The sequence below is a fragment of the Nocardia glycosmidis genome (assembly GCF_052545115.1).
Genome location: NZ_JBQWRH010000001.1, coordinates 317,983 through 341,512, shown reverse-complemented (window position 1 = coordinate 341,512; position 23,530 = coordinate 317,983). Strand labels below are relative to the sequence as shown.

Annotated in this window: 23 protein-coding genes and 2 tRNA genes; 11 read left to right on the top strand and 14 right to left on the bottom strand. The window is 67.2% G+C overall.

Translation table 11 applies throughout. The features are described from left to right. Positions 1 to 399 precede the first annotated feature (399 nt). Positions 400 to 714 carry a hypothetical protein gene (locus tag ACT86A_RS01560; protein WP_445090139.1) on the top strand — a complete coding sequence of 105 codons (315 nt, stop codon included), beginning with the start codon at positions 400 to 402 and terminating at the stop codon, positions 712 to 714. Between the two features lie 55 nt (positions 715 to 769). Here the strand turns inward: ACT86A_RS01560 and ACT86A_RS01555 are convergent. Continuing rightward, a tRNA-Ile gene (locus ACT86A_RS01555) sits at positions 770 to 843 on the bottom strand. Between the two features lie 113 nt (positions 844 to 956). Between ACT86A_RS01555 and ACT86A_RS01550 the strand changes: the two genes are divergently transcribed. Then, positions 957 to 1,406, top strand: coding sequence for a nitroreductase/quinone reductase family protein (locus ACT86A_RS01550; protein WP_445090138.1), 450 nt, complete (start codon positions 957 to 959; stop codon positions 1,404 to 1,406). Here ACT86A_RS01550 and ACT86A_RS01545 read toward each other — a convergent pair. Then, entirely contained in the window at positions 1,391 to 1,552 is a 162-nt protein-coding gene (locus ACT86A_RS01545; RefSeq protein WP_445090137.1) for a hypothetical protein, read from the bottom strand. The genes ACT86A_RS01550 and ACT86A_RS01545 overlap by 16 nt on opposite strands. Before the next feature lie 754 nt (positions 1,553 to 2,306). On the opposite strand from ACT86A_RS01545, the gene ACT86A_RS01540 reads away from it, so the two are divergent. The 3 genes from ACT86A_RS01540 (at position 2,307) to helR (ending at position 7,046) form a co-directional block, all read left to right on the top strand. Continuing rightward, a complete protein-coding gene (locus ACT86A_RS01540; protein WP_445090136.1) occupies positions 2,307 to 2,816 on the top strand; it encodes a UCP032817 domain-containing protein in 510 nt (169 codons plus the stop codon). Between the two features lie 396 nt (positions 2,817 to 3,212). Next, the gene (locus ACT86A_RS01535; protein WP_445090135.1) at positions 3,213 to 4,403 is read left to right on the top strand and encodes a lipase family protein; all 1,191 of its coding nucleotides are present in this window, start codon (positions 3,213 to 3,215) and stop codon (positions 4,401 to 4,403) included. Positions 4,404 to 4,835: 432 nt separating this feature from the next. Beyond that, the gene (helR, locus tag ACT86A_RS01530; RefSeq protein ID WP_445090134.1) at positions 4,836 to 7,046 is read left to right on the top strand and encodes an RNA polymerase recycling motor ATPase HelR; all 2,211 of its coding nucleotides are present in this window, start codon (positions 4,836 to 4,838) and stop codon (positions 7,044 to 7,046) included. Positions 7,047 to 7,239: 193 nt separating this feature from the next. Here helR and ACT86A_RS01525 read toward each other — a convergent pair whose 3' ends face one another. From ACT86A_RS01525 to ACT86A_RS01515, 3 genes are all read right to left on the bottom strand, one after another. Beyond that, positions 7,240 to 8,700, bottom strand: coding sequence for an MDR family MFS transporter (locus ACT86A_RS01525; RefSeq protein ID WP_445090133.1), 1,461 nt, complete (start codon positions 8,698 to 8,700; stop codon positions 7,240 to 7,242). Positions 8,701 to 9,142: 442 nt separating this feature from the next. Beyond that, positions 9,143 to 9,307: a hypothetical protein gene (locus ACT86A_RS01520; RefSeq protein ID WP_445090132.1), complete on the bottom strand. Its 165-nt coding sequence runs from the start codon at positions 9,305 to 9,307 to the stop codon at positions 9,143 to 9,145. A gap of 61 nt (positions 9,308 to 9,368) precedes the next feature. Then, positions 9,369 to 9,441, bottom strand: a tRNA-Asn gene (locus ACT86A_RS01515). 203 nt (positions 9,442 to 9,644) lie between these two features. Between ACT86A_RS01515 and ACT86A_RS01510 the strand changes: the two genes are divergently transcribed. After that, positions 9,645 to 9,890: a hypothetical protein gene (locus ACT86A_RS01510; RefSeq protein ID WP_043688781.1), complete on the top strand. Its 246-nt coding sequence runs from the start codon at positions 9,645 to 9,647 to the stop codon at positions 9,888 to 9,890. Positions 9,891 to 9,967: 77 nt separating this feature from the next. Here the strand turns inward: ACT86A_RS01510 and dnaG are convergent, their stop codons facing one another. From dnaG to ACT86A_RS01485, 5 genes are all read right to left on the bottom strand, one after another. After that, positions 9,968 to 11,890: a DNA primase gene (gene dnaG, locus ACT86A_RS01505; protein WP_445090131.1), complete on the bottom strand. Its 1,923-nt coding sequence runs from the start codon at positions 11,888 to 11,890 to the stop codon at positions 9,968 to 9,970. Between the two features lie 123 nt (positions 11,891 to 12,013). Next, on the bottom strand, positions 12,014 to 13,279 hold the full coding sequence (locus ACT86A_RS01500; RefSeq protein ID WP_445090130.1) for a deoxyguanosinetriphosphate triphosphohydrolase: 1,266 nt from the start codon (positions 13,277 to 13,279) through the stop codon (positions 12,014 to 12,016). 6 nt (positions 13,280 to 13,285) lie between these two features. Continuing rightward, complete coding sequence (locus ACT86A_RS01495; RefSeq protein ID WP_445090314.1) at positions 13,286 to 13,966, bottom strand: YdcF family protein; 681 nt, start codon at positions 13,964 to 13,966, stop codon at positions 13,286 to 13,288. A 304-nt stretch (positions 13,967 to 14,270) separates the two neighbouring features. After that, positions 14,271 to 14,948: an MBL fold metallo-hydrolase gene (locus tag ACT86A_RS01490; protein ID WP_445090129.1), complete on the bottom strand. Its 678-nt coding sequence runs from the start codon at positions 14,946 to 14,948 to the stop codon at positions 14,271 to 14,273. Between the two features lie 218 nt (positions 14,949 to 15,166). Further along, a complete protein-coding gene (locus ACT86A_RS01485; RefSeq protein WP_445090128.1) occupies positions 15,167 to 16,399 on the bottom strand; it encodes a phthiocerol/phthiodiolone dimycocerosyl transferase family protein in 1,233 nt (410 codons plus the stop codon). A 100-nt stretch (positions 16,400 to 16,499) separates the two neighbouring features. Between ACT86A_RS01485 and ACT86A_RS01480 the strand changes: the two genes are divergently transcribed. After that, complete coding sequence (locus ACT86A_RS01480; protein WP_445090127.1) at positions 16,500 to 17,108, top strand: TenA family protein; 609 nt, start codon at positions 16,500 to 16,502, stop codon at positions 17,106 to 17,108. A gap of 109 nt (positions 17,109 to 17,217) precedes the next feature. Here the strand turns inward: ACT86A_RS01480 and ACT86A_RS01475 are convergent, their stop codons facing one another. Beyond that, positions 17,218 to 18,609, bottom strand: a complete 1,392-nt coding sequence (locus ACT86A_RS01475) for a glycine--tRNA ligase (RefSeq protein WP_445090126.1) — start codon at positions 18,607 to 18,609, stop codon at positions 17,218 to 17,220. A gap of 196 nt (positions 18,610 to 18,805) precedes the next feature. Between ACT86A_RS01475 and ACT86A_RS01470 the strand changes: the two genes are divergently transcribed. The 3 genes from ACT86A_RS01470 (at position 18,806) to ACT86A_RS01460 (ending at position 20,689) form a co-directional block, all read left to right on the top strand. Beyond that, the gene (locus tag ACT86A_RS01470; protein ID WP_445090125.1) at positions 18,806 to 19,156 is read left to right on the top strand and encodes an ArsR/SmtB family transcription factor; all 351 of its coding nucleotides are present in this window, start codon (positions 18,806 to 18,808) and stop codon (positions 19,154 to 19,156) included. A 3-nt stretch (positions 19,157 to 19,159) separates the two neighbouring features. Further along, a complete protein-coding gene (locus ACT86A_RS01465; RefSeq protein WP_445090124.1) occupies positions 19,160 to 19,597 on the top strand; it encodes a Fur family transcriptional regulator in 438 nt (145 codons plus the stop codon). A 126-nt stretch (positions 19,598 to 19,723) separates the two neighbouring features. Continuing rightward, entirely contained in the window at positions 19,724 to 20,689 is a 966-nt protein-coding gene (locus ACT86A_RS01460) for a hypothetical protein (protein ID WP_445090123.1), read from the top strand. A 223-nt stretch (positions 20,690 to 20,912) separates the two neighbouring features. Here the strand turns inward: ACT86A_RS01460 and ACT86A_RS01455 are convergent, their stop codons facing one another. Both ACT86A_RS01455 and ACT86A_RS01450 read right to left on the bottom strand, forming a co-directional pair. Further along, positions 20,913 to 21,323, bottom strand: a complete 411-nt coding sequence (locus ACT86A_RS01455; protein ID WP_445090313.1) for a YbjN domain-containing protein — start codon at positions 21,321 to 21,323, stop codon at positions 20,913 to 20,915. Between the two features lie 14 nt (positions 21,324 to 21,337). Then, positions 21,338 to 22,156: an isoprenyl transferase gene (locus tag ACT86A_RS01450; RefSeq protein WP_445090122.1), complete on the bottom strand. Its 819-nt coding sequence runs from the start codon at positions 22,154 to 22,156 to the stop codon at positions 21,338 to 21,340. Positions 22,157 to 22,278: 122 nt separating this feature from the next. Between ACT86A_RS01450 and ACT86A_RS01445 the strand changes: the two genes are divergently transcribed. Continuing rightward, entirely contained in the window at positions 22,279 to 22,659 is a 381-nt protein-coding gene (locus ACT86A_RS01445; protein ID WP_445090121.1) for an Aca2/YdiL-like domain-containing protein, read from the top strand. A gap of 44 nt (positions 22,660 to 22,703) precedes the next feature. On the opposite strand, the gene recO is transcribed toward ACT86A_RS01445, so the two are convergent. Next, complete coding sequence (gene recO / locus ACT86A_RS01440; protein WP_445090120.1) at positions 22,704 to 23,456, bottom strand: DNA repair protein RecO; 753 nt, start codon at positions 23,454 to 23,456, stop codon at positions 22,704 to 22,706. Positions 23,457 to 23,530 lie beyond the last annotated feature (74 nt).

The window sequence follows — 23,530 nt, the reverse complement described above, 5'->3', positions numbered from 1 at the left end:
GGCAACAAGGACGATACTTTCATAACTTTTCCAGTCCGTTGCGGATGGAATTGTGCGCGGATTCATCGGCCTTGCCGCCGCCGACCGCACCCGCGGCATCATTCGACCTGGCCCGAGCTCGATCCCGCCGATCTCGGGCCGCTGTGCCACGCGGTCCACGCCATGCGCATACTTCGCGCGGCCGTCGGCGACCGCGGCCGGCGTCATCATCGCTCGCAAAAGTGGCGCAGGGTGACCGATACCAATGGCATCTTGCACACGACGAAATCGGGCCACATGGTGGCAGCCGCACCGCGCTCTCGTCGGCGCTTCTCGGCCCGCCGGCCGAGTCGATGGGCGCCGCCAAGGCCTGGAGGCGCCGGATTCGATTCTGCCAACCCTGTGGCAGGATCCCTGTCCATGGCTCTCTCGACGTCTATCACGATCAGCGGCAATGCGGTTCAGATCAGTGATGAGCAGATCTTCCTCGCCACCCGTGACCAGACACCGGGGAAGCCGCGGCTGTATGCAGTACTTGTCAACAACGTCCTTTGGCCGCCGAAACAACTCATCGGATTGGCCACGGGAGTGCCGGGAAGCTCCGGTGCGACCACGAACTACAACTCGCACGCCGCACTGAAAGCTTTGAACGAGCTGGGCTTCGTCACGTTCGAGCGGGTGGAATACGACGCGCGGGGAGCCGTAGTGGTGCGCGAAAGCCGCAAGCGCACCTAGTTCTGGACTGGCACCGCTGTTAAATTATCCATACCCGCTGGTAGCGGGCCATTTGTGGGGCGGGCGGGGCTCGAACCCGCGACCAATGGATTATGAGTCCACGGCTCTAACCGACTGAGCTACCGCCCCGTGCCGCGAAGATTTCGCGAGCGTTGGGCATGCTACCGGGTCGAGTGGGGTTGAGACCAGTCCGAGGGCCGGTGGGCTAAGGTTGGCGGCGGAAACTTACTGGAGGGTCAGGTATGGCTGATCTGTTTACGCAGGTGCTGAAGGCGCATCAGTGGGTGTACGAGAACTCCGGTGGGTTTGTGGGGCATCGGCTGTTGCTGGGAAATCCGACGCTGCTGTTGCGGACCGTGGGACGCAAGAGCGGCAAAGAGCGGATCTCGGCGTTGACATACGCGCGGGACGGCGAACAGTACCTGGTGACGGCGTCCAATGGTGGCTCGCCGCGACCGCCGGGGTGGTTGGCGAATCTGAAGGCGCGACCGGAGTGTGAGATCCAGGTCGGGCGGCGGAAACTGGCGGTGCGGGCGCGATCTACGCTGCCGGACGATCCCGATTACGCCCGGCGCTGGGCGATCGTCGACAAGGTGAATCGGGGTCGCTACAGCGCCTATCAACAGCGCACCAAGCGGCCCATCGCTGTGGTGGTGCTGACCCCGAGCGAGCGGGGTCAGCGGTCGCGGTAATCCTCGTCCCAGTCGGCCTCGTAGTCCTCGGCGTCGTCGCGATCCCATGACTCGGCGTCCTTGGGCGGCCGACTGCCGAAGTGCACAACTGCGACGACGAGGCCGAGGACCGCGATGACGATAACGACGACGAGCAGAGTTTCCACCCCGGCACCCTAGCGCCGACGCCCGACCGGGCGCACTACGTCGATTGTCCGGATCGGGACGATGTGCACACCGCTGACGGTCTGCCCACAGCAGCCTCGACTCGATGGCGGCATGCGCCCGATCGGCTCGGCCGCGGGAGAACGGCTAGCCGCCGCCGACCTCCAGGCATCCGGCGGCAACTCGACCTGAGCAGGAATCTGGCATCGTCGAGCCGGGCCTGGGTGCCGTAGGCGGGTTCGCCGTTCACGTCCAGCAATAGTGGATAGACGCCCGGCTCAGTGCGGTCGAATCGCGAGTCAGGACCCGCCGCCGCAACTGCTGCCACCGCCACAACTGGAGCTACTGCCTCCGCCACAACTGGAGCTGCTACCTCCGCCGCAGCTGGAGCTACTCCCGCCGCCGCAACCACTGCTACTTCCCCCGCTACAACTACTGCCGTGGTGGTGATGATGATGCCCGCCCCCGCCACAGCCCGTCGGCTGACCCGGATCATTCCCGCCGATCAGCCCGGCACCGCCCGCGGCCCAGAACGGGTCACTGGATCCGCTGTTGTCGTAACTCCCTCCGGCCCAGGATCCGCGCCATGGTCCATTCGGCGGCGGCAGATACCGGTTGCTTTGCGAGCGAACGACAGCGAACACCACGATGATCGGAGCCGCGACGAGAAGCAGCACCATCAGCACAAGGAGAACAACGATGAGTGCGGCCATACCCAAACCGTAGCGGCACACCTGCACGCACGTACAGTGAACTGTGGCGTTATTCAGCTTCCGCCGGTCGCGCGAGATCGACTTGGCGGCTGTCCGCTTCGCCGTCGACGCGCTGGTACTGCCCGACGCCGTGTACAAGACCTGCCCCTGGCAGCCACGGGAACTGGTGGACAAGGGATTACGGCAGTGGCTGCTCTGCTGCGGCGCGGCCCTGCGCGACGACCAGGTCATCGGCATGCCCTCGCATGCGGTCGACGAAGCGTGGCACGGCTTCATCCTGTGTACGAAGCGCTACTCCGACTTTTGCGCGGGGGCCTACGGCCGTTTCCTGCACCACTTCCCCGAAGGTGCCGGGCCGCCGGACAGTACGCACGGAACCATGGCCGAGCAACTCGGCCGCACTGTGGTGGCCTGGTCTCTCGTAGCGGCCCCGAACGAGCAATGCGTGCTGTGGGATCTCGATCGCCGGGTCGGTGTCGAGCACCCGTGGGGCGTCTCGACCGAGCGAGTCGAGGCCGTCGAAGCCGAGCTCGCCCGAACGGCTGTCCGCTGACCACAAACGAGAACGCATTCTCGCTTATTCTCGTGCAATTACTGTCGCCAGATACGCCCCTGTAGATTCCCCTCGGCCGCGCCGCCGAGCCGGCCGAGGTCTCCGCGCTGGTGGCGTTCCTGGCCGGCGACGAGTCCCCGCCTACTCGATGAGAGCGGAGTTCGTCATCGGATGGTGGCCTGACCGTGGACATTCCGCACAAGAGCTTCGACAGCTGAGCTCGGCCGTCGGTGGTGAGCTGCGAGAACGACACCACCGCGCGGCAACCGCGGCTTTTTCCGCTCGTCCCCTACAGTGACCAGGTCCGGGCACCGGTCGCAGCGATCGGTATTCGGAGCATTCGACTTCAGCAACGTCCCGCAGAGCACGTACTGATGAAGGGGTCGACGAAAAGCCATGCTTCGATTAGGTCTTGCCACCGCCGCAGCCGTGCTTCTCGCGGTTGCCCCGTCGGCTGCCGCACAACCGATCTATCCGACCCCAGATCCTGATCCGTTCTACGCCGCACCGGCGGACCTGGATCGCGCCGCGCCGGGCGAGGTCCTCGCCGTCCGGAAGATGCCAGGACTACTCACCTTTCCGGGCGCGACGATCACAATGATCAAGTTCCGCTCCAGCAATTCCGCGGGCAGGCCGATCGCGGCCACCACCACCGTCCTGACTCCGGCGAATCGCACCAACGGCGCGCCGCTGTTGTCCTATCAGCACATCATCAATGGCCTCGGCACCCAGTGCGCGGTGTCGCGTGTGCTCTACACCAACGACCCCAATCTGACTGTGCGCGAAGCACCCGCGCTGAACGCCGTATTGCTGCGCGGCTGGTCGGTGGCCCTGCCCGACCACCTCGGCCCGACCAGCGCCTATGGTGCGGCGAAGCTCGGCGGCATGATTACCCTCGACGGCATTCGCGCCGCACGACAAGTCGCCGAACTGGGGCTTGCCGACAGTCCGGTCGCTATGCTCGGATACTCCGGCGGCGGCATGGCGACCGCCTGGGCCGCCGCGCTCGCGCCGACCTACGCGCCGGAACTGCCGCTCGTCGGCGCCGCCGCTGGTGGGGTGCCGATGAACCTCATCAAGATGATCGAAGGTCTTGGTTACACCCGGCACGCGGCATTCGGCCTCGCCTTCGCGGCCGCGATCGGCCTGGAACGGGAGTACCCGGCACAATTGCCGATCAGCGATTACCTGAACTCGTTCGGCTTGGCGTTCCGCGACCGGATCGCCAACGGTTGCACCAACGACATCCTGCTGGCGGGTGCGGGGCGCAGCGTCATGGACTTCGCTACCTCGGTTTCGCTTCTCGACGACGAACGCGCACTCGCGGTGCTCGAGGAGAACAGCCTGGAACTCTACGGCGGCATCCCCACCACGCCGATCTTCCAGTGGCGCGCAGTGGACGACGGACTGGTCCCGGTGGCATCGGTCGACAGCACTATCCGGCGGTATTGCGCGGCGGGAGTCCGGCTCCAATACGAGATGGTCCCCATTCCGGACCATCTGTCGACCGCGGTATTGGGTGTGCCGTCGGCGCTCGGATGGCTCGAGGCGCGCTTCCGCGGCCTGCCCGCGCCGAGCAATTGTTGATCGGCGAATTGCCGATCGGCGATTACTGATCGCTGCGTGTCTCGCGAATATGGCGACCCAGTAGCGACACAATGCCAACCGCAGCACGACATTCATGACCTGGAACCTGCATTTGGCCCGAATGCTCAAGAGCGACAATGAATCCCAGCACATGGCAACCGACGTTCTGAATGAGACACCGGCTGCCGCTTCGATTTCGAGAATCCCGCCTACCGGTAGCTGCCGGACAAGGCCGACCGCTCCTTCCCTCTTCATCGTATAGCGCAACCGGGGGCTTGCGGCAAGACCCGGGTCGTACTGCAGAATCGCTGGCCAAAGCCAGAACCTGCGCCGTGGCCGCGACGCCGCCGCTCGACGCTCAGTCGAGAGTGGGTGTCCGAGGGAACCACGGGGAACCAGATGGGATCGCGGGCCAGGAGAAGGAGGGGCAACGTGTCGACGCAGCAGTACGAAGACGAATTGCGGTCCGAGCAGAGCTACGTGGCCGGGCTCTACGCGCGGCTCGACGCCGAGCGCGTGCGAGTCAAGACCAAGTACACCGCAGCGTTGCGCGAAAACGGCAAAGCACTCGTGGAACGGGATGCCGAGGTGCGTGCCCTGGCCAAGGAGGCGAGACGGCTGGACGTTGCGGACAATGGGCTGTGCTTCGGCCGGTTGGACACCGTCTCGGACGAACAGTGCTACATCGGCCGGATCGGCATTTTCGACGAGGAGAACGAGTACGAACCGCTGTTGCTCGATTGGCGCGCGCCGGCGTCGCGCGCGTTCTACATCGCCACCGCCGCGAACCCGGAGAACATGCATCGACGCCGCCAGTTCCACACCCGCGGGCGTCAGGTGGTGGATTTCACCGACGAAGTCCTCGGCCGCCCCGGTGGCGCCGAGCGCGGAGACGCAGCCCTGCTCGCGGCGGTCAACGCGCCGCGCGGTGCCGGGATGCGCGACATCGTAGCCACGATCCAGGCCGAACAGGACCAGATCATCCGGCTCGATCACCCAGGGGTGCTCGTGATCGAGGGTGGTCCGGGCACCGGGAAGACCGTGGTGGCGCTGCACCGCGTCGCGTATCTGCTCTACATCCAGCGGGAGCAGATGGAGCGCAATGGTGTGCTCGTGGTCGGGCCGAATCCGGCTTTCCTGAACCATATCGGCCGCGTTCTGCCGTCGCTGGGCGAGACCAACGTGGTGTTCATGACCACGGGCGACTTCGTGCCCGGATTGCGCGTCACCGCCGAGGACACCGCGCAAGCCGCGCGGCTCAAGGGCTCACTGAAGATCCTGGACGTGCTCGCGGCGGCGATCGCCGATCGGCAACGGCTGCCGGAGGATCCGGTGCTGATCGAACTGGCGGACGTCACGGTGCGGATCGACGCCGAGACCGCGGAGTGGGCCCGGGAGGAGGCGCGCGCGAGCGGGCTGCCGCACAATGAGGCCCGCGCCGTCTTCACTGAGATCGTCACGTGGGTGCTCACCGAACGGGCGATCACCCGCATCGGCCGGGGTTGGCTGACCAGGGCGGACCGCGAAGCATGGGAGGATCTGCGGGCGGACCTGCGTAAAGAACTCGCCGACCACGACGCGTTCACCGCCGCGCTCGACGAACTGTGGCCGATACTGACGCCGGAAACCCTGTTGGCGCAGCTGTACACGTCTTTCGAACGACTGCGAGCGGCGGGCGCCGACCACTCGCTTTTGCGCACCGATGGCGACGCTTGGACGGTGTCGGACGTGCCGCTGCTCGACGAACTGGTCGATTTGCTGGGCCGGGACAACGCGACCGATCGGGCCGCCGAGCGCGAACGGACGCAGCAAGCCGAGTACGCCGCGGGCGTGCTCGACCTTATGATCCGCCGCGAAGATTTGATGGACGACGAAGACCACCTGATCGCCCAGGACCTGCTCTATGCCGAGGATCTGGCCGATCGCTTCCTCGAGCGCGACAGCCGGGAACTCGTCGAACGCGCTGCCGCGGACCGGGACTGGACCTACCGGCACGTCGTGGTCGATGAGGCGCAAGAACTGTCCGAAATGGACTGGCGCGTACTGATGCGGCGCTGCCCGGGCCGATCCTTCACGGTGGTCGGCGATCTCGCCCAACGCCGGTCGGTCGCGGGAGCCACCTCGTGGTACACGATGCTGGAGCCGTACGTGCCCGGCCGCTGGGTCTACCGGTCGCTGTCGGTGAATTACCGCACGCCGGCGGAGATCATGACTGTCGCCGCCGCGCTCCTCACGGAGTTCGCACCCGGCATCCGGCCGCCGGAGTCGGTCCGCGCGTGCGGCGTGCGGCCCTGGTCCAGACGGGTGACGCAGGACGAGCTCTCCTGTGCCATCCAGGAATTTGTGCGCGACGAAGCCTGCCGCGAAGGTACCAGCGTCGTGATCGGTCCACCGGGCGTCCCGGGCGCGGTGGCTGCCTCGCAGACGAAGGGCCTGGAGTACGACGCCGTCCTGGTCGTGGAACCAGAACGGATCCTCGCCGACGGCCCACGCGGCGCCGCCGAACTCTACGTCGCCCTCACCCGCGCGACTCAGCGCCTCGGCGTCCTGCACCTGGGCCCATTGCCGCAGGCCCTGACCGGACTCGCCGAAACAACCGACGGCGTCCGAACTCCGCCGACTACCGTCGGTCACGCTCGGTGAGCAGAGCCGCCTCAGCTGCGGCGAGCTGGTCCCACCCTTGCCGGCGGCAGGTCACGATCATCAGGAGGGCAGCAAGCGGGCCCGTGATGACCGGCCCGTCGCCGATTCGGCCACGCGCTGGCCGTGAAGGCCGTGCGACGAAGTCCCCGGCGCCCAAGCAACGCGGCCGGGGCTTCGTTGCAGCGAATCCGGTTCAGCTCTTGGCAAATTCGGGGATTGTCTCGGTCTCCTCGAATTGTTCCCGGGCAACGGCCCGACTCGGCAGCAACACCGCCATGATGACCACGATCAGCGCCAAGGCCGCAGAGACGAGGAACGCCAGGCGCATACCGTCGAGGTGGGCCGTGACGGCGTCGGCGCCCGACTCGACGAGCGTCGTGCTGCGGGCCGACATCACTGTTACCACCAGCGCGGTGCCGAACGCTGCGGCGACCTGCTGCAGAGTGCCGAGCATGGAGCTGCCGTGCGAGTACAGATGCTGCGGCAGCGCGCCCAGACCGAGAGTGAAGACGGGGGTGAAAGCCGCGGCCAGCGACAGCATCAGCAGCACGTGCAGGCCCAGCAGCTGCCAGTACGGCATCGTCATCGAGATCTGGGTGAACCCGGCCAGCGACGCCGCGATCCCGATCGATCCGGGGATCACCAGCAGGCGTCCACCGAACCGGTCGAACAGGCGACCGACGGTCGGTCCCAGCAGACCCATCGCCATTCCGCCCGGCATCACCAGCAAACCGGTCGCCAACGGGCTCAGCCCCCGCAGGTTCTGCAGGTACAACGGCAACAGGATCATCGACCCGAGCATCGCCATGAACGCGACCGACATCAGGACCAGCGCTTTGGTATACGTGCCCGACAGCAGCACCCGCAGATCCAGCAGCGGAGTGCCGCTGCGCTGCAGACTCAACTGACGCAGCACGAACCCAGCGATCAGCGCCGAGCCCGCGGCGACGATCAGCGCCGGACTGGTGAAATTGCCGCTTTCGAACCGGCTGAGCCCGAACACCAGTCCCCCGAACCCGAGCGCGGCCAATGCCACGCTGACCGAGTCGATCTGCCCGGCGCGCGGTTCACCGACGTTCTCCAGCTGGCGCAGTCCCAGCCAAGTGATCACCCCCGCGATCGGCAGCACCAGCACGAAAAGCCAACGCCACGAACCGATCTGCAGTACCGCTCCGGAAATCACCGGCCCCATCGCCGGTGCCACCGAAATGGCCAGGGTGACATTGCCCATCACCCGGCCGCGGTCGTGCTCGTGCACCACCGTCATCAGCGTGGTCATCAGCAACGGCATCATCACCGCGGTCCCGCCGGCCTGGATGATCCGTCCGAGTAGCAGCACCGCGAACGACGGCGCGGCGGCCGACAGCGCAGTACCGGCCAGGAAGACCCCCATCGCCACCGCGTACGCCTGCCGCGTCGACACTCGCTGCAGGAACCAGCCGGTAGTCGGAATGATCGCCGCCATCGTCAGCATGAATGCGGTGGACACCCATTGCGCGGCCCGATCGCTGATCGCGAGGTCCACCATGAGCCGCGGGATCGCGTTGATCATGATGGTCTCGTTCAGGATCACTACGAACGTCGCGAGCACCAGCACCCGGATGACGGTCGGTGTCCGGCCTCCCGAGACGGGAGCGGATGGTTCGGCGAACATCGGATACCTCCGGAGTAGGGGCAGAAGTAGGTGGCCCGTCACCGAGTCACGCGGATCGCGTCCCGGCGCCACAGTGGTTGAGACGGAATCGACTACTCGAACTCATCGGGCGCGGGCCAGTATTCCGGTAGGCACCGACACAAACCACCCAATTTCCCGCCCTATACGAAGAAATCGCTGGTCAGGGGCATTTTATTCGATCTGCCGGTACCGGATCCGAGCCTGGTCACCTGACCGCGTCGCCACCGACCCACGACATCTCAGGCGGTGCCCGGTCTCCGACACCCATCGCCGCCTCGGCAACAGCACCAACGGCGGTCACTCTCCGACGCTGCACCTCAGCGTGCGTCGGACGACGACGATCGTCACCATACGATCACTCGAGCGAACACGTGCCAGCCGCTCTGGAGACGAATCAGGGATGGACACGGCAGTGCGTCCATCATGCGTCCCGATCGGTGACCACCGGCAGCTCGAGCGTCGTCTCGGAGGCCATCTCGAAGTGCGCAACGCTGTGCCGCCGAGGCAGGCGGGGTGTCGAGCGACGACGGCCGAGCATGAAGCCGAGTACGAACGACACGACCACGGCGAGGGCGTAGACCGTCACGACTCCCGACCCCAGAAACGGACAAACCAGGGTCGAATTGACGCGTTCGCCCTGGTCACAGCTCCCCCATCTGGACTCGAACCAGAAACCTGCCGATTAACAGTCGGCTGCTCTGCCAATTGAGCTATAGGGGATTGTCCTCGGCTCGTCCGGTGGCTACCGGGCGGACCGAGGTGAAACTTTAGCGTATCGCTGGGCAGGAGCCCAAATCGCGTCGCTACCTGCTGACTTGTCCCCGGCTGCGGGGGCGCTGACAGCGGGGATCCGGATCGACATGCGCGGGGGGCGTCGGGCAGGATGGTGGCGGCGAACTGGCAACTGGGAGGAGCACATCGAGATGCTGCGGTTGATCATCGGCGTGGCGGCCGGGTACGTACTCGGCAGCAAAGCCGGGCGGGCTCGCTACGAACAGATCAGCGCCGCGACGCGTGCGCTGACCGAGAGCCCGGTGACCCGCAAGCTCGTGCTGGTCGGCAGGCAGAAACTGGCGGATAAGCTCAGCACCCGCCCCCGCCTGGAGCCGATGGAGCCGCTGGACGAGCGGACCACCGTCCTGGTGCCGCACGACCAGCTGCGGCGCTGACCAGGCGCTATCCGAGCTCAGCACGCGGCTCGCGCCCGGTCGAACGAGGTGTGCGGAATCACTCCGCCGCGTAGCCCCTACGCTCCGGTGGCGAAGTCGCTGTGGTTGCCCATGGCCTGGGTGAGCAGGCTCTTACGGTACTGCTCCAGTGCGACGAGGTCACCGAACAGGGCGAAGTAGGCCTCTGGCTGCTCGGTCGATGACACCCGCTGCAACTTGGACTTGAGTTCGGCGATCTGCCTGCCGACCCAGGCCTCCTGGGTGCGTGCCAGCACACCGGCGACGAAGCGGGGGATGTCCGCCTCCGACTTCACCGGTAACGGCTCGGTGGCCAGCTCCGAGAGCAGCGCGCGCACGGTCAGGTCGTCGGTGCGGTCGGCGACGGCGTTGACCCACTCGGCGCCGCCGAGCCCGGCCGCCGTACCGCCTGCCTCGCCGATCAGCGTGCGAATGACCGTGTACGCGGGATGGGTGAAGGCATCGGACTCGAGCGCGTCGAAACCCGCTCCCGCCATAGCCGGGTACTGCAGCGCGGCGGCGAGCACCTGTCGTTGCGGCAGGAGGGTGGGATCGTTCGGGTTGGGCCGTGCCGCAGGATGTTCGGCGACCACCTGGCGCGGCGCGGGCGCTCGCGCCCCGGGACGTCCACCGCCGCCGCCGTTGCGATGCCGCTTGGCCTCCTCGCCGACGCGACGCACGACGGTCTGGATATCGTCCCAGCCGACCCAGCCGGCCAGTTTGGTCGCATACGCCTTGCGCAGCGCGTTGTCCTTGATCTGGGCAACCACCGGCACCGCGCGGCGCAGCGCCTCCACCTGACCCTCAGCGGTATCCAGGTTGTGGTCGGCGAGCAGCCCGCGAATCACGAACTCGTACAGCGGTGTTCGGCGGGCAACCAGGTCGCGCACGGCGTTGTCGCCGGAGTGCTGACGCAGGTCGCACGGGTCTTGCCCATCCGGCGCGATGGCGATGTAGGTCTGGCCCGCCAGTTTCTGGTCGCCGGAAAAGGCTTTCAGCGCCGCGGCCTGGCCGGCCGCGTCGCCGTCGAAGGTGTAGATGATCTCGCCGCGCCAGAAATTGTCGTCCATCAGCAGGCGGCGCAGTAGCGCGAGGTGCTCGTCGCCGAAGGCGGTGCCGCAGGACGCGACGGCGGTTTTCACACCGGCCAGATGCATCGCCATGACATCGGTGTAGCCCTCGACCACGACCGCCTGGTGGCCCTTGGCGATCTCGCGCTTGGCGTGGTCGAGACCGAACAGCACCTGAGACTTCTTGTACAGCAAGGTCTCCGGCGTGTTGATGTACTTGCCCGGCATCGTGTCGTCGTCGAACAGCTTGCGCGCGCCAAACCCGATGACGTCGCCGCCGAGGTTGCGGATCGGCCACAGCAGACGCCGGTGGAAGCGGTCGATCGGGCCGCGCTGGCCCTGTTTGGACAGCCCGGCGGCCTCGAGTTCCTTGACGTCGAAACCCTTGCGCAGCAGGTGCTTGGTGACGGTGTCCCACCCGGTGGGGGCATAGCCGCAGCCGAACTGCTGGGCGGCAGCCGCGTCGAAATTGCGATCGGTGAGGTACTTGCGGGCCGCCTCGGCACCCGGCTCGCGCAGCTGGGCCTGGTAGAACTCGTGCGCCACCGCGTTCGCCGCGACCAGCCGGGCACGGGTGCCGCGATCGCGTTGCACCGAGGTGCCGCCGCCCTCGTAGTTGATCCGGTAGCCGACCTGGTCGGCCAGCTGCTCGACCGCCTCGACGAAGCCGACGTGCTCGATCTTCTGCAGGAAGGCGAAGACGTCGCCGCCCTCGCCGCAGCCGAAGCAGTGGAACAGGCCGTGGTTGGGCCGCACATGGAACGACGGCGACTTCTCGTCGTGGAACGGGCACAGACCTCTCATGGAATCAGCGCCCGCGCGTTTCAGCGCGACGTACTCCCCCACCACGTCTTCGATCCTGACGCGTTCACGTATTGTCGCGATATCGCGATCAGGAATTCGGCCGGCCACGGCAGAGATTCTAGGCGAAGGCGGGGGCGACGCGCCCGTGCGGCTCGTCGCACCGGACGGTTGCCGCGCTTTTGATCAACTGTCGCGCAGCCTGCGTACGGACGGCTTCGTCCGGGGCGTGCACTAGGAGCCCAGATCGACGGCGATGCGCTCCAAGCGGCTTTCGGTGTACGAGGCGATCTGGTCGACGATGACACGGACGCGGGCGGCATCGTCGGTGGCGGCGTCCCAGAACGGCAGCAGGACCGCATCGAGGCCGTGCGGGGCGGTGGCCAGCAGCCGATCGGCCACGGTGAGGAGGCGTTCACGCTGGGCGGCCTGCCGCAGCCGGTGCGCCGGATCGGACATCACGTAGCGCAGCGCGACCGTCTTCAGCAAGGCCACCTCGGCGGCGACGATGCGCGGAACTTCCAGGTCGGCGGCATACCGGGACAGCGGCTGCGGCCCGGCGACCGCCCTGGTCGCCATGATCGCGGCGGTGGCGAAGCGGCCGACGAGTTCGCTGGTGAGGCGCTTGAGCGCAACCGAAGCGGCGAACGTGCCGTCGTACCCGGATGCCGCCGCGACGACCGGTAGTTCCGACAGCCGTTGCGCCGCGGCGATCAACTCGTCGGCCGCGAGCGAATGCTGGAACTGGCCGAGCGCCGCCAGCGCGTCCTGTTCGGCAGGATCGGCCAGCGCGCGCAGATCGATCCGGCCGGCGAGTACGCCGTCCTCGACGTCGTGCACCGAGTAGGCGACGTCGTCGGACCAGTCCATGATCTGACACTCCAGGCTGCGCCGCCGGTCCGGCGCACCCTTGCGGATCCATTCCAGACGGTCCGTGTCGATGTCGTACGCGCCGAATTTCGTGCCGGAACCCGTTCGGCCCCACGGGTATTTCAGCGCCGCGTCCAGGGCGGCCCGGGTCAGGTTGAGACCGGCGCTGCCGGTCGCGCCGTCGGCCTCGAGCACCTTGGGTTCGAGCCGGGTGAGGATGCGCAGGTTCTGCGCGTTGCCTTCGAACCCGCCGTAGGCGTCGGCGAATTCGTCCAGCGCCGCCTCGCCGTTGTGGCCGTAGGGCGGGTGGCCGATGTCATGGGCGAGGCCGGCCAGGTCGACCAGGTCCGGATCGCAGCCGAGCCCGTCGGCGATGCTGCGGCCGATCTGGGCGACCTCGATCGAATGGGTGAGCCGGGTGCGTGGCGTGTCGCCATCGCGCGGGCCCATCACCTGCGTTTTGTCGGCCAGTCTGCGCAGCGCGGCGGAGTGCAGCACGCGGGCGCGGTCGCGGGCGAACTCGGTGCGGTGGCCGGTCTCGAATTCACTGCGCGGCGGGCCGAGACCAGCGGTCTTGGCACCCTCGACGACGAGGCGCTCCCGGTCGTGCTCGGTGTATCGGTCGCTCATCGAATCTCACTGTCCCGCTGTGTAGCTGAAGTCCGCCGAGAAGTGGGTGAGTTGATACCACAGCAGCGCGCCGGTCTCCCGGGCGATACCGTGCGCCTGTGATTCCCGGGTGTAGACCGCGGGACCGGTCCTGGTCGGCGCGGTCCAGGCGGACAATCCCTCGTCGCGCGCCATGGTGCGGGTGCGCAGCGAATGCCACGGATCGCTGACCAGCACCGCCGAGGACATATCCCGCGCCCGCATCGCCGTGGCGACCGCCTCGACGCTGCGCAGCGTGTCCGAACCGGTCTCGACGGCCAGGATCTTGTCGCTCGGCACGCCGCGGGCTTGCAGGTAGTTCTTGCCCGAAGCCGCTTCGGTGAACAGGTCGCCCTCTTGCTTGCCGCCCACGGTGATGACGCGGGGGGCAACGCCGGCACGGAACAGCCGGTACGCCCGGTCCAGCCGCGCTTCGAACACCGAGGACGGCGTTCCGGAATATTGCGCGGCACCGAGCACGACGATCGCGTCGGCTTTCGTGTAGTCATCGATGCGCGCGACCTGCCATACGCGAAACGCCGTTCCGCCGACCAGCACCGCCGCCATCACGACCGAGCCGCCGACCAGTCGCCGCGTCCAGCGCAGCAGCCCCGCGCCGAAGCCGCGCGGCGGTACCGGGCCGGGAGCCGAAACGGCTCGGGTGCGCATCGTTGGCAAATCCACCCCCCAAGTCTGCCAGGAGCGGTGCCGAACCCCCGGATAGCTGATATCACCCGCGCCGAACCCCGCATGGCTCGCCGACCTCTCGCATCCGCGCGGACGGTGACCACCAGAGGTTCGGCGTCTCGGCGCCGCTCAGCAACAGTATGCGATCCAGTTCCGGACGGTAGCCCGGCCGCACCGACGCGGCCGAGCTCACCGCTTCGTCGGTGTCTCCGGCGTCCGGCCGAGCACCACGAGGCGCACACGAGCGACACCGACCGGGCTGTGTCCGTTCGCGAGACGCCCGGAACTACCAGCCTCGGGCCTGCCAGGCAGGAAGTTGAGGGCGTTCGTTTCCGAGCGTGGTGTCGTCGCCGTGGCCGGGATATACCACGGTGTCGTCGGGGTAGCGGTCGAAGAGTTTGGTGGTGACGTCCGTGAGCAGGGAGGTGAATGCCTCCGGGGACGCGGTGCGGCCGATGCCGCCGGGAAACAGGGAGTCGCCGGTGAACAGGTGCGTGCGATCGTCGCCGTCGGTGAGGGCGAGGGTGATCGAGCCGGGCGTGTGGCCCTGCAGATGGATGACCTCGAAGACCAGGTCACCGATACGGACAGTGTCGCCCTCGGCGAGCAGCCGGTCCGGGCGGGCCGGGAGCGCATCGGCGTCCAGCGGATGGGCGGCGGACGGGGCGCCGGTGGCGGCGATGGTCTCCGTCAGCGCCAGCCAGTGGTCACGGTGCTGGTGGGTAGTGACGATCAGCTGGACTTGCCCGGGCACTTCCTGCTCGAGGAGAGCGGCGATGCGCGGTGCCTCGTTGGCGGCGTCGATGAGCACCGCGGCGCCGGTGTTCGCGCACTGCACCAAGTAGCAGTTGTTGTCCATCTGGCCGACGGACATTTTGACGATGCGGGCGCCCGCAACGTCGCGTTGCTGCGGGTTCGAGTCCTGCGACACGTGGCCGGTGTACGGACGATCGATGGTGATCACGAAACGATGTTAGCTACACAGCGGCCGCGCCTTCGCCTCGCTTGCCGGCTCGCGATCCGCGTGGCGCCGGAATTCTCGGGGCGCTCGAGCGCTGGACCGGCGCGAACGACCTCCGCGGCACCGGTACCAGCCACGAGGTGAGCTTGGTCTCCACCGCGGACACGGCAGGCGCAACCGCCAGTTGCGAGAGTCCATCCAGCTGCGGTGGGACCAGGCGCTCAGCGGGCACAGACCGCCGACAGCGCGGTCAACTCGGACCGTACCGCCGCGAGCAGACCGCCGGCGGGCACACCGCCGCCGAGCACGCCGACGATCAGCTCACGCGCGAAGGTGTAGACCAGGAAGGTGACCGCGGCCGAGCCGCCGGCGGAAGGGCGGGGGTGTGCCGAGAGATAGACGATCTCGTAGTCGGTCAAATGAATGGCCGGCGGTACACGCAGTTGCGGGACGACGCCGGTGTTGGTCACGGCGATATGCCCGGCCAGGGAATGAATTCTGTTCTCGCCGTAGTAATCCGGGAAATGCAGGACGGACTGCTGCACGATTCCCTCGGACAAATCGTGCGCCAGCCGCGCCGAAATACTCTGTGCCAGCTCGAGAAAACTCGCGGCCGGATCCACCTGCGCCGCAAACGAAGCCAACCCGGCCATATTGGTGCCCGCCGATGCGGACACCGGTGGTTGGAGCCGGGTGCGCAGATCCACCGGATACAGACAACCCAGCCGGGTCGCGCCCCCCGCGGTCTCGCGCGCGTACGCGCGCAGCAGTGCGGCGGTGATCAGTCCGTTCATCGGCACTCCCCCGGTGCGGCCGAGCCCCACGATCCGCGCGGTGACGTCCGCGTCCAGCCGCACGCGGCGTGGGCGTGCCAGAGTGCTCGCACCGGACCGCGCGCTGCCGGCAGGCACGTCCCGCGCTTCTGGCGGGAGAGGATTGGTCACATCCTCGAATCCGGACACGGCAGCCCTGGCGATGCCGCGCGCCGCGACCTGCCACTCCAAAGATCGAGGAAGGTCATGTGGCACAACGGTTATCGGCACTCGCTGGACGATGTCGGTGTAGTACGCCCACAGTCGCGTCAGCAGTTCGACGCAAAGCCCGGCGTCGGCGACGCTGTGGTGGACGAACAGCGTGACACGCCAACGGTCCGCGCTCGCACGGACGACGTCCACGTACGCCAGCTGGACCACCGGGTCCACCACCGGAACGCCGATCTCCGTCACGTCACCCTCGCGTACCGACGCCGGGACCCATGCCCGCTCGTCCGCGCACAGCAGATATCCCTGTCCCACAGCGTTTTCGATGATGCGGCAGCCCACCACCGGATAGGCGCGCCGCAACGTCGCGAACGCCTCTTGCAGCGCTGCGGGATCGAGCGCTCCCCGCACCGACACCGACCGGCCCGTGTAGGTGCCGTGCCGCACGAACCGCTGTTCAGAAGGCGCCAACACGCGAACCAGATCGTCCTCATCCCATGACACTCCGCAAGGGTGCGGCACCATCGCGATGTCTGCAAACCGACCGGGCGGCCGGATGCGGAAGACTGCCGGTATGAGTCTCTCGGCACATCTGGAGGACATCGGCCTGCTTGCGGTCGAGGAACAGCTCGCCCACCCCACCGTGGTCGGCATCGCGGAAGGCACCCTGCCCGAATCGACCTTCCGGTCCTGGCTGGAGCAGGACTATCTGTTCCTGCTCGACTACGTCCGAGTGTTCGCCCGCCTCGCCTGGCAGGCCCCGGCAGCGCACCTGGGCGACTTGGTCGACCTCGCGCACGCTACCTACCACGAGGAGCTGTCGCTGCATCGCTCGCTGGCCGCCGAGTTCGGCGCGGACTTGGAAGGCGCCGTCAAAGGCTCACCATGCGCGGCCTATACCGCGTTCCTCCTGGAATCCGCCGCGTCCTATGGCGAAGGCCTCGCCGCCCTCTACCCCTGCATGTGGGGGTATTCGACGCTCGGAGCGCGGCTGGCCCGCAACCCTCCCACCGAGCCGCGTTATCGCCGCTGGGTCGACACCTACGCCGATCCGGGATTCGCCGCCCTCACCGACCGCTGCGCACAGATGATCGATGAGTCCGGCGCCGACCCGGCACGCGCCGAAGACCTGTTCCGTACGGGAATGCGGCACGAGCTCGCATTTTGGGACGTGCCGTGCTGAACCCGGTGCCGCACTGCTCATTCCGACCACGATCGGAATCATCGGGCGCAAGAACGCTTCCTGAGCGATCACGCCCCGGGACCGATCACGCCCCGGGGCGTGCCGGAAATCAGGCGCCGATCAGGTGCTGGGCGAGGTAGCCCTCCACCTTGTCCAGCGCGATGCGCTCCTGGGTCATGGAGTCGCGCTCGCGGATGGTCACCGCCTGATCTTCGAGCGTTTCGAAGTCGACCGTGACGCAGAACGGCGTGCCGATCTCGTCTTGGCGACGGTAGCGGCGGCCGATGGCGCCCGCGTCGTCGAACTCGACATTCCAGTTCCTGCGCAGCCGGTCCGCGAGGTCTTTCGCCTTCGGCGTCAGATCAGCGTTGCGCGACAGCGGAAGCACAGCCGCCTTCACCGGGGCGAGTCGGCGATCCAGCCGCAACACCGTGCGGGTGTCCACCCCGCCCTTGGCGTTCGGCGCCTCGTCCTCGGCATAGGCGTCGACCAGGAACGCCATCAGCGATCGGGTGAGACCCGCGGCCGGCTCGATGACGTACGGGACATAGCGCTCGTTGGTGGTCTGGTCGAAGAAGCTCAGCTCGGTGCCGGAGTGCTCGGAGTGCGTCTTCAGGTCGAAGTCGGTGCGGTTGGCGATGCCCTCCAGCTCACCCCACTCGTTGCCCTGGAAACCGAAGCGGTACTCGATGTCGGTGGTGCCCGCCGAGTAGTGCGAGAGCTTGTCCTTCGGATGCACGAACAGCCGCAGGTTGTCGGGGGTGATGCCGAGATCGGTGTACCAGGACAGCCGCGTCTCGATCCAGTACTTGTACCACTGCTCGTCTTCGCCCGGCTTGACGAAGTACTCCATCTCCATCTGCTCGAACTCACGAGTGCGGAAGATGAAATTGCCCGGGGTGATCTCGTTGCGGAAGCTCTTGCCGATCTGGGCGATACCGAACGGCGGCTTCTTGCGCGCGGTGGTCATCACGTTGGCGAAATTCACGAAGATGCCCTGCGCGGTCTCCGGCCGCAGGTAGTGCAGGCCTTCCTCGGACTCGATCGGGCCGAGGAAGGTCTTGAGCATCATGTTGAAGTCGCGCGGCTCGGTCCAGCGGCCGACGGTGCCGCAGTTCGGGCAGGCGATGAGTTCCATCGAGACCGTGTCCGGGTCGTCGAGCTTGTTCTTCAGCGCGTACGCCTCCTGCAGGTGGTCCTGCCGGAAACGGTGGTGGCAGTGCAGGCATTCGACCAGCGGGTCGTTGAACACACCGACGTGGCCGGAGGCGACCCACACCTGGCGCGGCAGAATCACCGAGGAGTCGAGGCCGACGACATCCTCGCGGCTGGTGACCATAGCGCGCCACCATTGCTTCTTGATGTTCTCCTTGAGCTCGACACCCAGCGGACCGTAGTCCCATGCCGACTTGGTGCCTCCGTAGATCTCACCGCACGGGTACACCAGACCCCGGCGCTTGGCGAGGTTGGCAACGGTGTCCACCTTCGACTTGGGTGCCACTCGAGAATTCTCCATCCACTACGAGTCGGATTATTGCGTGTACGCGACGCGAGAGCTTTGCGTGCACGCTGCGATTGCGCCAAGCCTATCGGCTTTGCGATTGCCGGCCTCAACCGCACGGTAGCGGCGCGCCCGGTTGACATGCGCACCCATGCATACGCAAAATGGTAATGCTTTCCATTAAGGAGTTGGTGACATGACTGCCGAGACCGCCGCGGCGCCGCCGCACAATCCCTATCGGTCGCCCGGCCCGGCGCTGGTACCCGCGCGAACCGTGCTGGAGGACGCGGGTGAATTGTTACGGGCGCTGGCGGCGCCGGTTCGTATTGCTATCGTGCTGCAGTTACGCGAGTCGCCGCGCTGTGTGCACGAATTGGTCGACGCCCTCGGCGTCACCCAACCACTGGTCAGCCAGCATCTACGTATCCTCAAGGCCGCTGGCGTCGTGCACGGTGAGCGGTCGGGTCGCGAGGTGCTCTACGAACTGGTCGACGACCATCTCGCGCATATCGTCGTCGACGCCGTCGCACACGCCGAGGAAGGGTGATTCGTGCCAGAGAACACGGCCGCCGCCGCACAGAAACCGGTCGGCATCCGCAGCACCAGGCAGCGCAGCGCCATCGCCGCGTTGCTCGGAGACATCGACGAGTTCCGCTCCGCCCAGGAGCTACACGACGAGCTGCGCAAACGCGGCGAGGGCATCGGCCTGACCACGGTCTACCGGACGCTGCAGTCGCTGGCCGACGCGGGCATGGTGGATGTGCTGCGCACCGACTCCGGCGAATCGGTCTACCGCCAGTGCTCCACCGGCCACCACCACCATCTGGTGTGCCGGCACTGCGGCCGCACCGTCGAGGTGGAGGGCCCGACCGTCGAGGCATGGACGGAAGCGATCGCGGGCGAGCACGGCTTCACCGAGATCAGCCACACCCTCGAGGTATTCGGCACCTGCACGTCCTGCGGGACGGCGCTGCGCCGCGACCGGTAATCGGCCCGATTCCCGGCGTGTCGGGTTAACGCGGCTGCGACCAGCGGAGATTCACCGGCGAGATCCTCGAAAGGCCCGGGCCGATCCGGGTTCGATACGGAGGATTCACCTCTGCTGGGAGGCAGCGTGTCAACGATCATCGACTCATCCGTACGCCCGGTGCGCCGCCGGGCCGTGACCGTCGCCGGCGCCGCGCTCGTCGTGGCCTCGGCGCTGTTGCTTTCGGCGTGCCAGGACGAGCCCGGCACGCCGGTGGCGGTCCCGGCGACCACCGCCACCGGAGTCGCCGCCGAGCCGGGCGGGACGAACGGGCAGTCGACGGTCCGCACCGTCGGCAAGACCGGCTGGTACGACGGATTCGACATCACCGTGGACAAGGCGACCGTCGTGCCGGACGAATACGGCGGCGCGAAGGTGCGCATCGACATCACCTACAAGAACACCACTCTCGACAACCACACGCTGAGCATCACGCCGTCGCTGCTGGTCGGCAAAGAGGTGGACGGTGGCGCGATCTTCGACAGCCCGACCGTGCCCGGCAACGGCTCTGCGACCGGCACCGCGACCACGTCGTTCAAATCGGCCAAGGACGCTGAGCACCTCATCGACACGATGACCATCGTGTACGGCCAGGCCGCCGACAACCAGACCAAGATTCCGCTCGCCGCGGCAGGCAAGGTGGACAGCGTCCAACCCAAGCCGCTGGCCGTCACCGGCACCCTCGTGCAGGACCAGACGACCATCCAGGTCACCGGCGGGCGGATCAGCCCGAGCTACACCAAGAACGAGAACGGCAAATCCGATCTGGCACTGCGGATCAAACTGGTCGGCGGGCCCGGCATCGCCGCGGGCGGAACGAACATCTTCTACGACTACTTCACCGTCCGGACCCCCGACGGCCAGACCGTGGCCGCCGATGTCCGCGGCCCGATCAACGAGTTGCTCAACGCGAACGAGACCATCGACAACCCGAAGAACTACGTGATCTTCGTGGTGCCCTCCCCCGGCACCGGCCCCTACACGGTGACCTACAACGCCCAGAAGCAACCGGGCGCCGCCACCGCACCCACCCTGTCGTTCACGGTGGGCTGAGCCGAGCCGTCGCGCCGCACGAGGACGGGCCGGCGCGACGGCACAGCAAACCCTGGGTGCGGAAGCTCTTGCGCAGGTCGCGCAGTACGACGGCTGGCATGTGTGCCGCGTCGGACTCGGGACCGCGGCGGTCGTTGCTGAAGTCATGCCTCTACGGTCGCGGGAAACCCGGTCCCCAACCTCGCACGGCTGTCACGACTTCGGCACGACCGATGTCATGCCCTCAAGGCAGAAGTCCCTGGCGCGCGCGACTCGCATTGGACAGCACGAGCAGCAGCATCGTGGTCAAAGCCTGGTCGTCCAATCCCGCGGCGGGGAAGGTGTAGCGCAGGATGACGTCGGCGAGTTTGCCGTGGCCGATCACCGTGAGCGAGCCGAACTGCAGCGCGTTGTTCCGCTCGGCGACGCGCTTGTGCAGCTGCGGCTTCAGCGGACGGTCCCAGGCGAGCACGCAGGTCAGGGTCAATACGTCCAGGCCGGGCGCGAGATTCACCGCGCGCAGTGAGCACAGCGCGCCCTCGTACTGATATCCGAGCGACCCGTCGGGGTCCACACGCACACCGATCCCATACTGCGATAGGCACGCGCCGGCACGGGCCTGCAGTTCCTGGTCCGGGGTGACCGCTGCGTCCATCTCCGCGCCGCCGTTCACTTGGCTCCGCCGAACCGGCGGTCTCGCGACGCGTACTGCAGACATGCCTCCCAGAGGTTGCGCCGGTCGAAATCGGGGAAAAGCGTGTCCTGATAGACATATTCGGCATAGGCCGACTGCCAGATGAGGAAGTTGGAGCTGCGGAACTCGCCCGACGGGCGCAGGAACAGATCCACGTCCGGCATATCGGGCTCGTCCAGGTACTTCGCCACCGTCGCTTCGGTCACCTTCTCCGGATCGATCTCGCCCGCCGCCACCCGGCGCGCGATCTCCCTTGCCGCATCGGCTATTTCGGCGCGACCGCCATAGTTGACGCACATCGTGAGGGTCATCACCGTGTTGTTCCTGGTGAGTTCCTCGGCGATCTCCAATTCCTTGATCACGCTGCGCCACAGGCGCGGCCTGCGACCGGCCCAGCGCACGCGCACGCCCATCTCGTTCATCTCGTCGCGGCGGCGGCGAATCACGTCACGGTTGAAGCCCATGAGGAAACGCACCTCCTCGGGACTGCGCCGCCAGTTCTCGGTGGAGAAGGCGTAGGCCGACAGCCACTTCACACCGATCTCGATGCAGCCCTCGACGGTGTCCATCAGCACCGCCTCCCCGCGCTCGTGACCCGCGGTGCGCGGCAACCCACGCTCCTGGGCCCAGCGCCCATTGCCGTCCATCACCAGCGCGACATGATCGGGCACCAGTTCCGACGGCAACTGCGGCGGCCGAGCTCCGGACGGATGCGGCGCGGGTGGGCGGACCACGCCCGCGGTGTTCGGCGCGGTCGCGGTAGCGGAGTCTCGGCGGAGGATCACGGCCTCCATCCTGCCTGATCGCCGCCGACGACCGTACTGCCGCGTTGCTTCCTGATGAATTCCACACTTCGCACCGGCAACAGTGATTTATTCTTGTCCTTATCGTGACACTGGGGAGGGGTTTCTCGAACGTGACCGATTTACCAGGCACCGGAACCGCCGCCGGCTTCCGGGCCACACGCGAATTACTCGGCCTTCCGGTCCCCTGGTGTGCGCGGTTCTTCGCGGTCGCGGAGCGCACCGTCGAGCGATGGGAGAAAGGGGCGTTCCAGATTCCCGACCTCGTCGCCCGCGATCTCGCCGCCATCGCGGATGAGACCGAGCAGGTCGTCGAGGCCATGGTCGAAGCCATCGACTCCGGGGAGATCTCGCCCCGCCTGCATACCTACCGGACCAACCACGACTACAGCAAACACGAGCCCGATACCCGCTACCCAGCCACCTGGCACCGCGCGGTGTGCGCTCGGGTCATGATCGAGCTGCCCCAGGTAGAGCTGCAATTCGTAGAGTGACGCCGGGGCAGCCATGCAGGCGGCGATCCGTCCGGCGCTGTGGCTCACCTGCCGGTAGCCGCCATCGTGGAGCGCTCGATCAGCGGCAGCGTGCGCAACTGACGCTCCAGATGCCACTGCAGATGCGCCGCGACCAGCCCGCTGGCCTGTTTGCGTACCGCTTCGGGCACCGTCTCGACATACGCCCACTCCCCCCGCCGCAGTGCGACAAGCAGGTCGAGTACGCCGGGAGCGGGTGTCGCCGCGCCCGGTGGACGGCAGTGCACGCACACGGCGCCACCCGCCGCGACGTGGAACGCCCTGTGCACACCCGGCGTCGCGCACTTGGCACATTCGTCCAGCGCGGGCGCCCAGCCCGCGAAACCCATGGCGCGCAACAGGAATGCGTCCAGAATCAGTTCGTGCGGCCGCTGCTTGGCCGCGATCGCGCGCAGGGCGGCGGCGGTGAGCGCGTGCAGCCGGGGCGCGGGCGCGCGTTCCTCGCCCGCCAAGCGTTCGGCGGTTTCCAGCACCGCGCACGCGGTGGTGTAGCGGCCGTAGTCGTCGATGATGTCGGCGGCGAACGACTCCATGGTGTGCACCTGAGTGACGGTGTCGAGCGTGCGCCCCGGGTGCAACTGCACATCAATGTAGGAGAACGGCTCCAACCGAGCCCCGAACCGCGACTTGGTGCGCCGCACCCCCTTGGCGACCGCGCGCACCAGGCCGTGCCGGCAGGTGAGCAGCGTGACGATGCGATCCGCCTCGCCCAGCTTGTGCTGGCGCACCACCACCGCCTCGTCCCGATACAAACGCACGTGCCGAGTCTAATTGCAGTGCGCGCTCCGCTGCGTGTTCGCGGCCGATGTGCACGGCCGGCGTCGGCAGGAAT

What these genes read in the sequence shown, in the direction of transcription:
- ACT86A_RS01560 (WP_445090139.1), top strand. Translation starts at nt 400, where the DNA reads ATGGCTCTCTCGACGTCTATCACGATCAGCGGCAATGCGGTTCAGATC.
- ACT86A_RS01550 (WP_445090138.1), top strand. Translation starts at nt 957, where the DNA reads ATGGCTGATCTGTTTACGCAGGTGCTGAAGGCGCATCAGTGGGTGTAC.
- ACT86A_RS01535 (WP_445090135.1), top strand. Translation starts at nt 3,213, where the DNA reads ATGCTTCGATTAGGTCTTGCCACCGCCGCAGCCGTGCTTCTCGCGGTT.
- ACT86A_RS01525 (WP_445090133.1), bottom strand. Translation starts at nt 8,700, where the DNA reads ATGTTCGCCGAACCATCCGCTCCCGTCTCGGGAGGCCGGACACCGACC.
- ACT86A_RS01510 (WP_043688781.1), top strand. Translation starts at nt 9,645, where the DNA reads ATGCTGCGGTTGATCATCGGCGTGGCGGCCGGGTACGTACTCGGCAGC.
- ACT86A_RS01500 (WP_445090130.1), bottom strand. Translation starts at nt 13,279, where the DNA reads ATGAGCGACCGATACACCGAGCACGACCGGGAGCGCCTCGTCGTCGAG.
- ACT86A_RS01495 (WP_445090314.1), bottom strand. Translation starts at nt 13,966, where the DNA reads ATGCGCACCCGAGCCGTTTCGGCTCCCGGCCCGGTACCGCCGCGCGGC.
- ACT86A_RS01480 (WP_445090127.1), top strand. Translation starts at nt 16,500, where the DNA reads ATGAGTCTCTCGGCACATCTGGAGGACATCGGCCTGCTTGCGGTCGAG.
- ACT86A_RS01470 (WP_445090125.1), top strand. Translation starts at nt 18,806, where the DNA reads ATGACTGCCGAGACCGCCGCGGCGCCGCCGCACAATCCCTATCGGTCG.
- ACT86A_RS01455 (WP_445090313.1), bottom strand. Translation starts at nt 21,323, where the DNA reads ATGGACGCAGCGGTCACCCCGGACCAGGAACTGCAGGCCCGTGCCGGC.
- ACT86A_RS01450 (WP_445090122.1), bottom strand. Translation starts at nt 22,156, where the DNA reads ATGGAGGCCGTGATCCTCCGCCGAGACTCCGCTACCGCGACCGCGCCG.